Genomic DNA, 15,224 nt, shown 5'->3' on the forward strand with positions numbered 1-15,224 from the left:
CTCACCGTCGAGTCCGCGAAGATTGCACGGCGCGGCGGCGTGTCGCGTGCAATCATCGCGGACTCGATGGGGGATGGACCTCGTACGGGACTACTCGGCCGGGAGCAGTTGCGCCGCGTTGACGACGCGTCGCCGGGCCACCGCGATCAGTGCGAGTGCGAAGCCGAGCGCGGCCCACAGCAGCAGTCCGCCGAGGCCGCGCCACGCATCCGCCGACCCGTCGATGGCGCCCTGCAGCGCCGTGATGGCCGGCGAGGTCGGGAGCCACGGCAGCGCCGCGTCGAAGAAGCCGGGAGCGGTCGACACGATGCCGGAGGCGAGGGTCACCACGACGACGAGCATGGACAGGAAGCGGCCGATGCCGCCGAGCAGCGCCACGAGCCCGTGGTTCACCGCGGCGAAGGCGATGCCGGCCGCGGCGGCCAGCCCCGCGAAGCCGAACCAGTGCCCGACGTCGAGGCCGAGAGCCGGCGCCATGACGCCCGCCACGAGCACGCCCTGCAGCACGCCGAGGGCGGCGGCGGGGACGAACCCGTCGAGGGCGATCAGGCCCGCGGCGCGCGAGGTCAGCAGTGCGCGACGGGACAGCGCCTGCAGCACGAGGAACGTCGCCAGCGCACCCAGCCAAAGGGCCACGGAGGCGAACAGCGGAATGCTCGAGGTGCCGAACGCCGTCGTGCCGGAGGCCTTCTGCGTGACCGGCTCGGCCGCGACTTTGGCGAGGCTGGTCCGCTCGCCGCTGTCGTACGACGGAAGCTGCTTCACCGCGGCGTGCAGCCCGGTCGCGAGCGACGAGGCGCCGGAGGCCGACTGGTCGGCGCCTGCGGCGAGCGCGGGGATGCCGTCGCTCAGACCCTTCACGCCGGTGGCGAACTGCTGCGCGCCGTCCGCCGACTGGGAGGCGCCCGATGCCAGCTGCTGCGCACCCGACGCGGACTGCGCCACGCCGCCGGAGAGCTGTGCTGCGCCGCCTGCCAGGCCGTTCAGGCCCGCGACGAGCTGGTCGCTCTGATCGGCGACCTTTCCCACGCCGATCTGGGCGATCGTGGCGTTCTTGATGCCGTCCTGCAGCGTCGGCAGCTGGCTCTGCACCGCGCCGCAGAGGGCGGCCAGGTCCGGGTTCACCGTCACCTTGGCCGGCGTGCAGGAGGTCGCCAGCGCGCCGCCGATCTTCGTCGTCGCGGAGGTCACCTCGCTCGCGGCCGTGCCCGCGTTGCCGCTGAGGCCGCGCAGAGCGCCGGGCAGCGCGGCCGCGCCGGTCGCGGTCTGCTGCACGCCGCCGGCGAGGGAGGATGCTCCGCCCGACAGCTGCTGCAGGCCGTCCGCGAGACCCGTGGTCCCGTCCGACAGCTGCGAGATGCCGCCCGCCAGGGACGACGCCCCGGTCGAGAGCTGAGAAGCCCCATCGGCGAGCTGATGCGTCCCGCTCGCGAGCTGCGTCAATCCACCGGCCAGCTGATCGGCGCCGGTCGCCGCCTTGCCGAGCTGGGTGCCGAGCGTGTTGAACCCGACGTAGACGTTCGCGATGTACGTCGAGGTGAGCTGCTTGTTCAGCACGGAGGTCGCCGTCGTGGTGACCGCCTGGCTGATCGCCGGGTCGACGAGCTTCGACTCCTTGCTCGTGCGCACATCGATCGTCGCCTGGGTGGCGTCGCCGGCAGGTCCGGCCGTCGAGGTCGCCGCCTTCGAGAAGTTCTCGGGGATCGTGACGACGGACACGTACTCGCCCTTCGCGATGCCCTTGTCCGCATCCTTCTTGTCCGTCAGCACCCAGGTGAAGTTGTCGTTCTTCGTGTCGAGCAGCCCGGCAGCCATCTGCCGGCCGAGCGGGACCGTCTGGCCGTTGATCTTCACCGGCTGGTCGAGGTTCACCACGGCGGCCTTGACGTCGTGGAGGCGCTCGGTCGGGTTCCACAGTGCCCAGACGAGCAGTCCGCCGATGACTATCGGGACGAGCAGGATGCCGGCGATCGTCAGCCAGGTGATGCGCTTGTCCGAGCGCATCCGCTCCAGCGAGAACAGGGACCGCGGGCGGCGCAGGGGAGTGGTGGGGGTCATCGGGCGTCGGCCTTTTCGAGGTGGGCGCCGTGCTCGGCGCGGTCGGAGTCGGTGAGTTCGGGGGCGGCGACGGCGTGGGCGCCGTCGGCGGCGGAGGCGCCGTCGAGGTCGACGGAGGTGGGCTCGGCGGTGTCCGGCAGCAGGTCGTCGAGTCCGGACGGGTCGACGCAGCTGACGACCAGCGCGAAGGGCCGCTCCTCGACGCGCGCGCGGCTGAGGGCTGCGGTCAGTTCGCCGCGGATGCGCCGGCGCTCCAGCGGATCGGTGACCGAGTCGACGGCGTCGAGCGCCAGCAGCCGGGGCCGATCGGCGAGCGCGCGCCGCACATCCTCGACGGGCGTCTCGGACGGATCCAGCCGCACGATCGACGTGCGCGAGCGCACGGCGGCGCCGCGGGTGGGGAGCACGAACCCGGCGACCTTGACGGTTCCCGAATCGACGCGGGTGCGCCCGGTGATCGCCATGAGCAGGGCGAGCGCGGCGGTGCGGTCGCCGCCGTGGACGACGAGCACCTCGCCGTCGTCCAGCCGGAACGACACATCCCCCACGAGCCGCCGCTTGCGGGTGCTCACGCCCAGGCCCTCCGCCGCGGCGACGTCGGTCGCGCCCGGCTCGGGCCAGTCGGCCAGCTGCAGCTCCTTCTGCAGCCCGTCGCCCTCGACGTCGAAGGACGGCAGGATGCGGTCGAGCCAGCGCGGCATCCACCACGCCTTCTCGCCGAGCAGCTGCAGCACCGCAGGGACGAGGGTCATGCGCACGATGAAGGCGTCCACGAACACGCCGACGGCGAGGCCGAGCGCGATCGGCTTGATCGACGCGTCGCCCTCCGGCACGAAGGCGGCGAACACCGAGATCATGATGATCGCGGCCGCGCTCACGACCTTCGCCGAGCCGACGAACCCGCTCTGGATGGCGCGCCGTGCGTTGCCGCCGTGCACGTAGTCCTCGCGGATGCGGCTGACGAGGAACACCTCGTAGTCCATCGCCAGTCCGAACAGCACGCCCATCAGGATGATCGGCATGAACGAGATGATCGGCCCCGTCTTGTCGACGTGCAGCAGATCGGAGAGCCAGCCCCACTCGAACACCACGGTGACGGCGCCGAATGCGGCTCCGACGGAGAGCAGGTAGCCGAGGGCGGCCTTGATCGGAACCGCGATCGAGCGGAACACCATGGTGAGCAGGATGAGCGAGAGCCCGACGACGAGGATGCCGAACGGGAGAAGTGCGTCCCCGAGCCGCGACGAGACATCGATCTGCGCGGCCGTATTGCCCGTGACCTTGAGGTCGACGCCGTACTGGTCGAGGAAGTGCTGGTGCTTGCCGCGGATCTCGGCCACCAGGTCGGCGGTCTTCGCGTTGTCCGGCCCGGTGGTCGGGACGACCTGCACGATGCCCGTGTCCGCCGTCGCGTTGGGCGTGGCGAGCGGCACGGAGGCGACGCCGGGGAGCTGCGCGATCTCGTCCCCGATCGTGTTCATCAGACCGACCGGGTCGGTGCTCTGGATGATGGAGCCGGTGACGATCAGCGGTCCGTTGTAGCCTGGCCCGAAGTGCTCGGAGACGAGGTCGTAGGCGACGCGGGCCGGCGAGCTGGCGGGCTGCGAGCCGGCGTCGGGCAGCGCGAGCCGGAGCTGCAGCGCGGGCAGGGCGGCGATGCCGAGCCCCACGATGACGGCGACGACGGTCACGATCGGGATGCGCGTCACGGCGCGGACCCAGCCGCGGAAGAAGCCCGGAGGGATCTCCGCCGTGGCGGAGTGCGTGAAGTCGGCTGCCGGCGCAGGGGCGGCCGGCGCGACGGCCACGGGCGCGATCGCGCCGGTGTCGGTGGCGCCCTCGGCAGCCGCCGGCCGCCGCTTCGCGTCGCGCGCGGCCTTCCGGCGGCCGGGCGTCAGCCGCGCACCGGCGAACCCGAGCAGCGCCGGCGTGAGCGTCAGCGCGATGATGACCGCGACCGCGACGGCCGCCGACGCGGCGAGGCCCATGGTGGTCAGGAACGGGATGCCCGCCACGGCCAGACCGGCGAGCGCGATGATCACGGTGATGCCGGCGAACAGCACCGCCGAGCCGGCCGTCGCCACGGCTCGTGCCGCCGACTCCTCGGGCGGCACTCCGGCCTTCAGCTGGCCCTGATGCCTCGAGATGATGAAGAGCGAGTAGTCGATGCCGACCGCGAGCCCGAGCATCAGCGCCAACATCGGCGTGGTCGACGAGATCGAGCCGAACAGCGTCGCGATGAAGATCAGGCACATCGAGATCGCCACACCGAGGATCGCGGTGAGGAGCGGCATCCCGGCCGCAAGGAAGGACCCGAAGGTGACGATGAGGACGACCAGCGCGATGCCGACGCCGATCAGCTCGATGGCGGACAGCGTCGGCAGGTTCTGCGAGAACAGCTGACCACCGACCGCCGACTTCGAGCCGGCTGGGAGCTGCTTCGCGAGGTCGGCGCCCGCAGCCTTCACCGCGTCCTTCGTCGCGGCCGTCACGGTGGTCATCTGCCCCTTCAATTGCACCGTGATGATGGCCGCCGAGCGGTCGCCGGAGATCAGGTCCTTGACCTGCGTCGAGTACGGGGAGGTGACGCCGGAGACGCCGCGGATGTCCTTGATGCTGCCGACCGCATCCTGGATCGGCTTCTTCACGGCGCTGTCGTCGACCGTCGTGCCGTCCGGCGCCACGACGACGATCTGGGCGGTCGTGCCGCTGACTTGCGGGAACGTCCGGCTGAGCGTGTCGAGGGCCTCCTGCGACTCGGTTCCCGGGATGCTGAAGCTGTTGTCGGTGCCCTGGTTGAAGAGCAGGGCACCGCCGCCGAGGAGCGCGAGCAGGCCGATCCAGATGATGAGGACCAGCTTGCGGGCGCGGTAGGCCCACCGGCCGACCGAGTACAGGAGCGAGGACACGGGTTCTCCAGTGGGTGAGTACCGAAAGCGACGAAAAGAGTTCGATACATCGTTGTATCCGTACAGAACCGTATCGGATACACTGCTGTATCGAAAGTTGGATTCAGGAAGGTTTCAGCTTGAGCACCACGACTCTCAGTGAAGACGCGCCGGCCGAGTCGGCACGCCGGCAGCGCACCCGCGCGCGGCTGCTCGACGCGGCGTTCGACGTGTTCGCCGAGCACGGCGTCCGTGCCGCCAGCGTCGAGATGATCGCCGAGGCCGCGGGCTTCACCCGCGGCGCGTTCTACTCCAACTTCTCCAGCAAGGAGGAGCTCTTCTTCGCCCTCATGGAGCGCGAGAAGACGATGCGGCTCGAGCAGCTCAACACCGGCGTCGAGCAGTTCCTCACGCCCCTGGTCGGGGAGCAGGGCGGTGGGCTCGGTGACGAGGACGTGCTGCAGACGATCACGCGCATCCTCGAACTGCAGTCCGACGACCGCCGCTGGTGGCTCGTCCAGGCCGAGTTCCAGCTGATGGCCCTGCGCGACCACTCGATCGCCGCCGACTACCTCCGCTACCACGACGAGTTCTTCGCCGACCTGACCGAGATCGTCGTGGAGGCGCTCGACAGCGCGGGCCGCCGCTTCACCATCGACCCGGAGGAGGCGGTGCGGGTGATCGCCGAGCTCTGCGCCAACGGGGAGGCGCGGGCGGTGCTGGCCGACGACCAGCGCACGTTCACCGAGCGGCTGTCGGAGTCGGTGCCCGCCATCCTGCTCGCGCTGACCGAGCGCGTCTGATCCCTCCGCGCTGAGCGTTCCCTAAGGCACCCGGGCTACTGTCTGACGGATGCGACCCGAAGCATCCCGAGAACCCCGCGCTCAGCGCGCCTCCCGTGGGCTCCACGCCGTCGCCGTCCTCGCCGTGGCTGCCGCCGCGCTCGCCATGAGCGGCTGCTCCGGCACCGCGGGCCGCGCACAGCCGCCCCAGCCCGCCGCGACCGCCGCACCCACCGCGACCGCGACGCCGGACCCGTTCCCGACCGAGCCGCTCACCGCATCCACCCGCTACGTCGCCCTCGGCGACTCGTTCGCCGCGGGGCTCGGCGGGGGAGCCGAGCAGGGCAAGTGCCGGATCAGCGCCAACGGGTACCCGGCCGTCTTCGCCCGAAAGGCAGGGGTCGACCTGGTGGTGAACGCCGCGTGCGCCGGCGCGACGACCTCCGACCTGCTCAAGCACCAGCTGATAGCCCTCGACGAGCGCACCGACCTGGTCACCGTCAGCATCGGCGGCAACGACCTCGGCGTCGCGGCGATCGCCGGCGACTGCGCCGCGGGCAAAGCCGCCGCCTGCCGCAACCAGGTCACCGCCGCGCTTTCGCTGCTCAACGTGCTGCCCGACCGGCTGCGAACCGTCTACAGCGCGGTCGCCCAGGCGGCGCCCAACGCCCGCATCGTCGTCACCGGCTACACCGTGCTGTACGACGCGAGCGATCCGGGCGCCCGCGACTTCCAGACGGCGGCCGCGATCAACGCGGCGAGCATCGGGCTCAACGAGGTGATCCGCCAGGCCGTCGACGAGCAGAGGGCGGACGGCAAGGCGATGACGTACCTGCCGGTCGACTTCGCCGGGCACGCGATCGGCGACCGGAGGCCGTGGCTCAACACCTCCGGCCCCGACGTCTTCCACCCGAACGCCTCCGGCTACGCGGAGTACGCGAGCCGGCTGATCCACCTCCTCGGGAAGGCGCAGTAAGGCGACCCTCAGCAGGCCCCGAGGGCGCTGGTACCCTGGCTGGTGTTCACGACCCGACCCTTCGAGGGAGTTGACCCACCATCACCGCGACGCCAGATCCGACGACATCCGCGACCGAGACCGTGTCCGGCGGTGAGACCTACGACCTGATCATCGTGTCGAACCGGCTCCCCGTCGACCGGGTGCTCGACGAGAGCGGCAACGCCGACTGGCGGCCCTCGCCCGGCGGGCTCGTGGCGGCGCTGGAACCGGTCATGCGGTCGCAGGACGGTGTGTGGATCGGCTGGGCCGGCGTCGCGGACGAGGAGATCGAGCCGTTCGAGGCCGGCGGCATCAACATCCTCCCCGTGCCCCTCTCGGAGGACGAGCTGCAGGAGTACTACGAGGGCTTCTCCAACGACACGCTCTGGCCGCTCTACCACGACGTCATCGCGCAGCCGAGCTACCACCGCGAGTGGTGGGACAGCTACGTCACCGTCAACCGCCGGTTCGCGCAGGCGGCCGCCGCGGTGGCCGCCCGGGGCGCCGTCGTCTGGGTGCACGACTACCAGCTGCAGCTGGTGCCCGCGATGCTGCGCGAGCTGCGCCAGGACCTGGTGATCGGGTTCTTCAACCACATCCCGTTCCCGCCCTACGGCATCTACTCGCAGCTGCCGTGGCGCAGGCAGATCATCGACGGGCTGCTCGGCGCCGACGTGATCGGCTTCCAGCGCGTCGCCGACGCGGGCAACTTCTCGCGAGCCGTCCGGCGGCTCAAGGGCTACGAGACCCGCGGGCCGATCGTCGAGGTGCCGATCGACACCGACGACCCGGACGCCGGGTCGCACCGCCACGTCACCACCGACCGCCGGGGCGGCCTGGTGCGCACGGTGCTCGCACGGGCCTTCCCGATCTCGATCGACGCCGACCAGTACCAGGACCTCGCGCGGCGCCCGGAGATCCAGGCGCGCGCCCGCGAGATCCGCGAAGAGCTGGGCAACCCGGAGAAGATCATGCTCGGCGTCGACCGGCTCGACTACACGAAGGGCATCGGGCACCGGCTCAAGGCGTTCGGCGAGCTGCTCGAGGAGGGGCGGGTCAAGGCGGAGGATGTCACGCTCGTGCAGGTCGCCAGCCCCAGCCGCGAGCGTGTCGAGACCTACCGCCAGCTGCGCGACGAGATCGAGCTGACCGTCGGCCGTATCAACGGCGATTACTCGACGCTCGGCCACACCGCGGTCGCGTACCTGCACCACGGCTATCCCCGCGAGGAGATGGTCGCGCTGTACCTCGCCGCCGACGTCATGCTGGTGACGGCGCTGCGCGACGGGATGAACCTCGTCGCGAAGGAGTACGTCGCCACCCGGGTCGACGAGGACGGCGTGCTCGTGCTCAGCGAGTTCGCCGGCGCCTCCGACGAGCTTCGGCAGGCGCTGCTCATCAACCCGCACGACATCGAGGGGCTCAAGGACACCGTCCTGCAGGCGCTGGCCATGCCCAAGCGCGACCGCACCCGGCGGATGCGCGCCCTGCGCAAGAAGGTGCTGACGAACGATGTCGCGCGCTGGTCCGCGTCGTTCCTGGACGCGCTCACCCGCAGCGCCCACGGCGACCACCCGCTGCAGGACCCGCCCGTCAACCGGCGCTGAGCGCATCCCCTCTTCCAACCCCTCACCTGTGACGAAAGACGCATGACCGACACCGCCTCGCACCTCCCGCCCGCCTCGGCCGTCGCCCTCGCATCGGCTCTCCAGCAGCTGGCGAGGGCGGACCGCCTGCTGCTCGCCCTCGACTTCGACGGGACGCTGGCGCCTTTCGTCGACGTGCCGCGCGGCGCCCGTGCGCTGCCCGCGTCGAAGGCGGCGCTCGACCGGCTGGAGCACCTCCCCAGCACCTGGGTCGCGTATGTGTCGGGCCGTCCCCTGACCAGCCTCGAGACCGTGACGGAGGCCGACGAGGATGCGCTGCTGATCGGCTCGCACGGGGTCGAGATCCGCTTCGGGCGCGACGGCGTCTCGCTCGACCTCTCGCCGGAGGAGCAAGGGACTCTCCGCCGCCTCGGCGAGACGCTGCAGGAGCTGGTCGACAGCGTCCCGGGCACGAAGCTCGAGACCAAGCCCGTCGGCTTCGGCGTGCACTACCGCCCGGTCGCCGAGGAGCGGGGGCCGGAGGTCGTCGCGCGCGCCCGCGAGGCGGCCGCGGCGGTGAGCGACGCGCTGACCATCCGCGACGGCAAGGACATCATCGAGTTCAGCATCCGCGAGGCCCACAAGGGCGACGGGGTGGAGCGGCTGCGCGAGTACACGAAGGCGACGGCCGTGCTCTTCGCGGGCGACGACGTGACCGACGAGGACGGCTTCTCGGTGCTGCAGCCCCGCCGCGGCGATGTGGGGATCAAGGTGGGCGCGGGGGAGACCGCGGCGCAGTACCGGGTCGCCGACGAGCGCGCCATCGCCACCCTGCTGACCCTGCTGGCCCAGGCGCGAGAGGCGCACGTGAAGTCGTCCACAGACTGACCTGCGGTCCTCTTCTCCACCGGTACGGGTCACATGGCCGGAGCGGCATCTCAGACGTCCTAGAGTTGATCCATGCCAGAAGTCGATTGGAAGCCGCGTTCGCGCGTCGTCACGGACGGGATCGAAGCCACCACCAGCCGCGGAATGCTCCGCGCCGTCGGCATGGGTGACGAAGACTGGGAGAAGCCGCAGATCGGCATCGCCTCCTCCTGGAACGAGATCACCCCCTGCAACCTCTCGCTCGACCGTCTCGCGCAGGGCGCGAAAGAGGGCGTGCACGCCGGCGGCGGCTATCCGCTCCAGTTCGGCACCATCTCCGTCTCCGACGGCATCTCGATGGGTCACGAGGGCATGCACTTCTCGCTCGTGTCGCGCGAGGTCATCGCCGACTCCGTCGAGACCGTCATGATGGCCGAGCGCCTCGACGGCACGGTGCTGCTCGCCGGCTGCGACAAGTCGCTCCCCGGCATGCTGATGGCAGCGGCCCGGCTCGACCTCTCGGCGGTCTTCCTCTACGCCGGATCCATCGCCCCCGGCTGGGTCAAGCTCTCCGACGGCACGGAGAAAGACGTGACCATCATCGACTCGTTCGAGGCGGTCGGCGCGTGCAAGGCCGGCAAGATGAGCGAGGAAGACCTCAAGCGCATCGAGTGCGCCATCGCCCCGGGCGAAGGCGCCTGCGGCGGCATGTACACCGCCAACACCATGGCGTCGGTCGCCGAAGCGCTCGGCATGAGCCTGCCCGGCTCGGCAGCGCCGCCCTCGGCTGACCGCCGCCGCGACTACTACGCCCACCGTTCGGGCGAGGCCGTGGTGAACCTGCTCAAGAAGGGCATCACCGCGCGCGACATCATGACCAAGGAGGCGTTCGAGAACGCGATCGCCGTGGTCATGGCCTTCGGCGGCTCCACCAACGCGGTGCTGCACCTGCTCGCGATCGCCCACGAGGCCGAGGTCGACCTCACGATCGACGACTTCAACCGCATCGGCGACACGGTGCCCCACATCGGCGACCTCAAGCCGTTCGGCAAGTACGTCATGAACGACGTCGACCGCCACGGCGGCGTCCCCGTCGTCATGAAGGCGCTGCTCGACGCGGGCCTGCTGCACGGCGACTGCCTCACGGTCACCGGCAAGACGGTCGCCGAGAACCTGGCAGAGATCAACCCGCCCGCGCCGGACGGCGAGGTCATGCGCTCGCTCGACAACCCCATCCACCCGACCGGCGGAATCACCATCCTCAAGGGCTCGCTCGCCCCCGAGGGCGCCGTCGTGAAGACCGCCGGCTTCGACGCCGCCGTCTTCGAGGGCCCGGCGCGCGTGTTCGAGCGCGAGCGCGCCGCGATGGATGCGCTGACCGAAGGATCGATCAAGGCCGGCGACGTGGTCGTCATCCGCTACGAGGGCCCGAAGGGCGGCCCGGGGATGCGCGAGATGCTCGCCATCACCGCCGCCATCAAGGGCGCAGGCCTCGGCAAGGATGTACTACTATTGACGGACGGACGATTCTCAGGCGGCACAACCGGCCTGTGCATCGGCCACATAGCACCCGAAGCGGTGGACGCTGGTCCCATCGCCTTCGTGCGCGATGGTGATCTGATACGGGTCGATATCGCGGCTCGCTCCCTCGACCTACTTGTCGACGAGTCAGAGCTGACCGCCCGCCGTCAAGGCTGGGCGCCTCTTCCTCCGCGCTATACCCGTGGCGTTCTCGCGAAGTTCTCGAAGCTCGTGCGTTCCGCAGCAGAAGGAGCGGTCACGGGCTGAGCTCGCGCCAGCTCCAGATCCACCACCGTACGTAAGGACTGAAACAGGCATGTCCCCGGATGCAACCCCCAGCAGTGTGTTGCCGTCCGCGGCGCCCGGAAAGGCGTCGCCCGAGAATCTGACCGGCTCCCAGTCGGTCGTCCGCACCCTCGAACTCCTCGGCGTCACCGACGTCTTCGGGCTCCCCGGCGGTGCGATCCTGCCCATCTACGACGCGATCATGGACTCCACGCGCATCCGCCACGTGCTCGTCCGGCACGAGCAGGGCGGCGGCCACGCGGCCGAAGGCTACGCGGTCGCGAGCAACAAGGTCGGGGTCGCCATGGCGACCTCCGGCCCGGGTGCCACGAACCTGGTCACCGCGATCATGGACGCGCACATGGACTCCGTCCCGGTCGTGTTCATCACGGGCCAGGTCTTCTCGACCCTGATGGGCACGGACGCGTTCCAGGAGGCCGACATCGTCGGCATCACCATGCCGATCACCAAGCACTCCTTCCTCGTGAAAGACGTCGAGGACATCCCGGCGACCATCGCGGCGGCGTACCACATCGCCGGCACCGGCCGTCCGGGCCCCGTCCTCGTCGACATCACCAAGGACGCGCAACAGAATTCGGCTCCATTCGTGTGGCCGCCCAAGGTCGACCTGCCGGGCTACCGGCCGATCACCAAGGCGCACGGCAAGCAGGTGCTCGCAGCGGCCCAGCTGCTCGCCGAGGCCAAGAAGCCGGTGCTCTACGTCGGCGGCGGCGTCATCCGCGCCCGTGCGTCGCAGGAGCTGCTCGAGCTGGCGGAGGCCACCGGCGCGCCCGTCGTGACGACGCTCACGGCGCGCGGCGCCTTCCCGGACACGCACAAGCAGCACCTCGGCATGCCGGGCATGCACGGGACGGTGCCGGCCGTGCTCGCGCTGCAGGAGTCCGACCTGATCGTCTCGCTCGGCGCGCGGTTCGACGACCGCGTGACCGGCAACACCTCCCTGTTCGCCCCCAACGCGAAGATCGTGCACGTCGACGTCGACCCCGCCGAGATCTCCAAGATCCGAGTCGCCGACGTCCCCATCGTCGGCGATGCCAAGGACGTCATCGTCGATCTGACCGCCGCGTTCCAGGACGCGACGAGGTCGGCCAAGCCCGAGATCATCGAGTGGTGGACGTACCTGAACGGGCTCCGCGAGGAGTTCCCGCTCGGCTACTCGCCGACCAGCGACGGCCTTCTCGCGCCCCAGTACGTGATCCAGCGGATCGGCGAGCTGACCGGGCCCGAAGGCATCTACACGGCCGGTGTCGGCCAGCACCAGATGTGGGCCGCGCAGTTCATCAAGTACGAGCGGCCCAACTCGTGGCTCAACTCCGGCGGCGCCGGCACGATGGGCTACTCCGTGCCCGCGGCGATGGGCGCGAAGGTCGCTCAGCCCGACCGCGTGGTGTGGGCGATCGACGGCGACGGCTGCTTCCAGATGACCAACCAGGAGCTGGCCACCTGCACGATCAACGACATCCCGATCAAGGTCGCGATCATCAACAACTCGTCGCTCGGCATGGTGCGGCAGTGGCAGACCCTCTTCTATGACGGCCGCTACTCGAACACCGACCTGAACACCGGCCACGACACCGTGCGCGTGCCCGACTTCGTCAAGATGGCGGACGCGTACGGCGCCCTCGGCATCCGCGTCACGAAGGAAGAAGAGGTCGACGCCGCGATCAAGCTCGCGCTCGAGACCAACGACCGCCCGGTCGTCATCGACTTCGTGGTGAGCGCAGACGCGATGGTGTGGCCGATGGTCCCGCAGGGTGTCAGCAACAGCTACGTCCAGTACGCCCGCGACCACAGCCCGTCGTTCGGAGGGGAGTGACCATGAGCACGCACGTTCTGAGCCTCCTCGTCGAGGACAAGCCCGGTCTGCTGACCCGCGTCGCAGGCCTCTTCGCCCGGCGCGGCTTCAACATCCACTCGCTCGCGGTGGGCACGAGCGAGGTCGACGGCCTCTCGCGCATCACCGTCGTGGTCGATGTGGAAGACCTCCCGCTCGAGCAGGTGACCAAGCAGCTCAACAAGCTGATCAACGTCATCAAGATCGTGGAGCTCGACCCGGCGCAGTCGGTGCAGCGCGAGCACCTGCTGATCAAGGTACGGGTGGACAACTCGACCCGCTCGCAGGTGCTGGAGGCCGTGAACCTCTTCCGCGCCCGCGTCGTCGACGTCGCCACCGACGCTCTGGTGATCGAGGTCACCGGCGACAGCGGCAAGACGCAGGCGCTGCTCAAGGTGCTCGAGCCCTACGGGATCAAGGAGATGGCGCAGTCGGGCCTCCTCGCGATCGGCCGTGGCGGCAAGTCCATCACCGAGCGCGTCTTCAAGAACTGACCCTTTCTTTCGAACCAACCAGCAAGGAGTAGCCAAGTGGCTGAGATCTACTACGACAACGACGCCGACCTCTCGATCATCCAGGGCAAGAAGGTCGCCGTGATCGGCTACGGCTCGCAGGGTCACGCGCACGCGCAGAACCTCCGCGACTCGGGCGTCGAGGTCGTCATCGGCCTCAAGGAGGGCTCGAAGTCGAAGCCGAAAGCCGAGGAGGCGGGCTTCCGCGTCCTGAGCGCGTCCGACGCCGCGGCCTGGGCCGATGTCATCGTCATCCTCGCGCCGGACCAGGTGCAGCGTCACCTGTACGCCGACGACATCCAGGGCAACCTGCAGGAGGGCAACGCCCTCGTGTTCGGGCACGGCTTCAACATCCGCTTCGGCTACATCGAGGCGCCCGAGGGCGTCGACGTGATCATGGTCGCACCGAAGGGCCCGGGCCACACCGTGCGCCGCGAGTACGAGGCCGGCCGTGGCGTCCCCGTCATCGTCGCTGTCGAGAAGGACGCGACCGGCAACGCGTGGCCGCTCGTCCTCTCCTACGCCAAGGGCATCGGCGGCCTCCGCGCCGGCGGCATCAAGACCACCTTCACCGAAGAGACCGAGACCGACCTGTTCGGCGAGCAGGCCGTGCTCTGCGGCGGCGTCTCGCAGCTCGTCCAGTACGGCTTCGAGACCCTGACCGAGGCCGGCTACCAGCCGCAGGTCGCGTACTTCGAGGTGCTGCACGAGCTCAAGCTGATCGTCGACCTCATGTGGGAGGGCGGCATCGCCAAGCAGCGCTGGAGTGTCTCCGACACGGCGGAGTACGGCGACTACGTCTCCGGCCCGCGCGTCATCGACCCGCACGTGAAGGAGAACATGAAGGCCGTGCTGTCCGACATCCAGGACGGCACCTTCGCCAAGCGCTTCATCGCCGACCAGGACGCGGGCGCGCCGGAGTTCCTCGCCCTCCGCGCCAAGGGCGAGCAGCACCCGATCGAGGCCACCGGCCGCGAGCTGCGCAAGCTGTTCGCCTGGAACGCCTCGAACGACGACGACTACGTCGACGGCGAAGTCGCCCGCTGACCGAGGTCTAGGCCCGCAGTAGTCTCAGGGGTGTCGCACGCGCAACGTGCGGCACCCCTTCTGCATGAGGAGCCGCCGTGGGCATCGCCGTCGAGATCGCCGTGCAAGACCTGGCCGGGGCGGAGGTCGCACTGGCGGAACGCGCGGACCGGATCGAGGTGTGCACGGCCCTGGGGATGGGCGGCCTCACGCCGTCCGCGGCGCTCATCCGCTCCGCGGTCGAGCACGCGGAGGCCGAGGGCCGGCCGGGATTCGTCCACGTCCTCGTGCGTCCGCGCGGCGGCGGCTTCGTCTACGACGCCGCCGAGATCGCCCTCACGGTGGCCGACATCCGGTACGCCGGCTCGGCGGGCGCCGCGGGTGTCGTCGTCGGCGCGCTCGACGAAGCCGGCACAGTCGACGGCGAGGCGCTCAGCCGCTTCGTCGACGCGGCCGAGGGGATGCAGGTCACCTTCCACCGCGCGATCGACGTCGTGCCCGACCCCGTCGCGGCGATCGACGAGCTGGCGGTGCGCGGCGTCCACCGGGTGCTGTCCTCCGGCGGCGCCGGTCGCAGCGCGGACGGCGTGCGGATGCTGCGCGCTCTGCGGGAGCGTGCGGCGGGACGGCTCGAGGTGATGGCGGGCGGTGGCGTCCGCGTCGAGGACATCCCGGCCCTGGCCAGGGCGGGCGTCGACGCGGTGCACCTCTCCGCGCGGTACGTCGTGAGCGGGCCGCCCAGCGGCCCGGGCGGCGGCGCCTCCGACTACGAGATCACCGACCCGACGACGGTCGCGGCCGCGGTCGCCGCGGCGAGTGCGACCGACTGACCGGCCTCACCCTCGGC

At 70.3% G+C, this 15,224-nt stretch carries 11 protein-coding genes; 9 read left to right on the forward strand and 2 right to left on the reverse strand.

Features of this window, described 5'->3' with window-relative positions; translation table 11 throughout:
* Nucleotides 1–90: 90 nt before the first annotated feature.
* Nucleotides 91–2,058 carry a YhgE/Pip family protein gene (locus ACQ86M_RS04290; RefSeq protein ID WP_431247170.1) on the reverse strand — a complete coding sequence of 656 codons (1,968 nt, stop codon included), beginning with the start codon at nt 2,056–2,058 and terminating at the stop codon, nt 91–93.
* Entirely contained in the window at nt 2,055–4,967 is a 2,913-nt protein-coding gene (locus ACQ86M_RS04295; RefSeq protein ID WP_431247171.1) for an MMPL family transporter, read from the reverse strand. The genes ACQ86M_RS04290 and ACQ86M_RS04295 overlap by 4 nt, the downstream gene beginning before the upstream one ends.
* Nucleotides 4,968–5,086: 119 nt before the next feature.
* Between ACQ86M_RS04295 and ACQ86M_RS04300 the strand changes: the two genes are divergently transcribed.
* The 9 genes from ACQ86M_RS04300 (at nt 5,087) to ACQ86M_RS04340 (ending at nt 15,207) form a co-directional block, all read left to right on the forward strand.
* On the forward strand, nt 5,087–5,749 hold the full coding sequence (locus ACQ86M_RS04300; protein WP_431220881.1) for a TetR/AcrR family transcriptional regulator: 663 nt from the start codon (nt 5,087–5,089) through the stop codon (nt 5,747–5,749).
* Nucleotides 5,750–5,798: 49 nt separating this feature from the next.
* A complete protein-coding gene (locus ACQ86M_RS04305; protein ID WP_431247172.1) occupies nt 5,799–6,704 on the forward strand; it encodes an SGNH/GDSL hydrolase family protein in 906 nt (301 codons plus the stop codon).
* A gap of 122 nt (nt 6,705–6,826) precedes the next feature.
* Entirely contained in the window at nt 6,827–8,332 is a 1,506-nt protein-coding gene (gene otsA, locus ACQ86M_RS04310) for an alpha,alpha-trehalose-phosphate synthase (UDP-forming) (RefSeq protein ID WP_431247173.1), read from the forward strand.
* A gap of 42 nt (nt 8,333–8,374) precedes the next feature.
* Nucleotides 8,375–9,199, forward strand: coding sequence for a trehalose-phosphatase (gene otsB / locus ACQ86M_RS04315; protein ID WP_431247174.1), 825 nt, complete (start codon nt 8,375–8,377; stop codon nt 9,197–9,199).
* 72 nt (nt 9,200–9,271) lie between these two features.
* Nucleotides 9,272–10,966, forward strand: coding sequence for a dihydroxy-acid dehydratase (gene ilvD, locus ACQ86M_RS04320; protein WP_431247175.1), 1,695 nt, complete (start codon nt 9,272–9,274; stop codon nt 10,964–10,966).
* A gap of 49 nt (nt 10,967–11,015) precedes the next feature.
* Nucleotides 11,016–12,821 carry an acetolactate synthase large subunit gene (locus tag ACQ86M_RS04325; protein WP_431220886.1) on the forward strand — a complete coding sequence of 602 codons (1,806 nt, stop codon included), beginning with the start codon at nt 11,016–11,018 and terminating at the stop codon, nt 12,819–12,821.
* A 2-nt stretch (nt 12,822–12,823) separates the two neighbouring features.
* Entirely contained in the window at nt 12,824–13,333 is a 510-nt protein-coding gene (gene ilvN, locus ACQ86M_RS04330) for an acetolactate synthase small subunit (protein ID WP_064108653.1), read from the forward strand.
* Nucleotides 13,334–13,369: 36 nt separating this feature from the next.
* The gene (ilvC, locus tag ACQ86M_RS04335; protein ID WP_431220887.1) at nt 13,370–14,398 is read left to right on the forward strand and encodes a ketol-acid reductoisomerase; all 1,029 of its coding nucleotides are present in this window, start codon (nt 13,370–13,372) and stop codon (nt 14,396–14,398) included.
* A 77-nt stretch (nt 14,399–14,475) separates the two neighbouring features.
* Nucleotides 14,476–15,207, forward strand: coding sequence for a copper homeostasis protein CutC (locus ACQ86M_RS04340; RefSeq protein ID WP_431247176.1), 732 nt, complete (start codon nt 14,476–14,478; stop codon nt 15,205–15,207).
* Nucleotides 15,208–15,224: the final 17 nt, after the last annotated feature.

This window comes from Leifsonia xyli subsp. cynodontis (assembly GCF_050632205.1).
GTDB lineage: Bacteria > Actinomycetota > Actinomycetes > Actinomycetales > Microbacteriaceae > Leifsonia > Leifsonia xyli_D.

What these genes read in the sequence shown, in the direction of transcription:
- ACQ86M_RS04290 (WP_431247170.1), bottom strand. Translation starts at nt 2,058, where the DNA reads ATGACCCCCACCACTCCCCTGCGCCGCCCGCGGTCCCTGTTCTCGCTG.
- ilvD (WP_431247175.1), top strand. Translation starts at nt 9,272, where the DNA reads ATGCCAGAAGTCGATTGGAAGCCGCGTTCGCGCGTCGTCACGGACGGG.
- ACQ86M_RS04305 (WP_431247172.1), top strand. Translation starts at nt 5,799, where the DNA reads ATGCGACCCGAAGCATCCCGAGAACCCCGCGCTCAGCGCGCCTCCCGT.
- otsB (WP_431247174.1), top strand. Translation starts at nt 8,375, where the DNA reads ATGACCGACACCGCCTCGCACCTCCCGCCCGCCTCGGCCGTCGCCCTC.
- ilvN (WP_064108653.1), top strand. Translation starts at nt 12,824, where the DNA reads ATGAGCACGCACGTTCTGAGCCTCCTCGTCGAGGACAAGCCCGGTCTG.
- ACQ86M_RS04325 (WP_431220886.1), top strand. Translation starts at nt 11,016, where the DNA reads ATGTCCCCGGATGCAACCCCCAGCAGTGTGTTGCCGTCCGCGGCGCCC.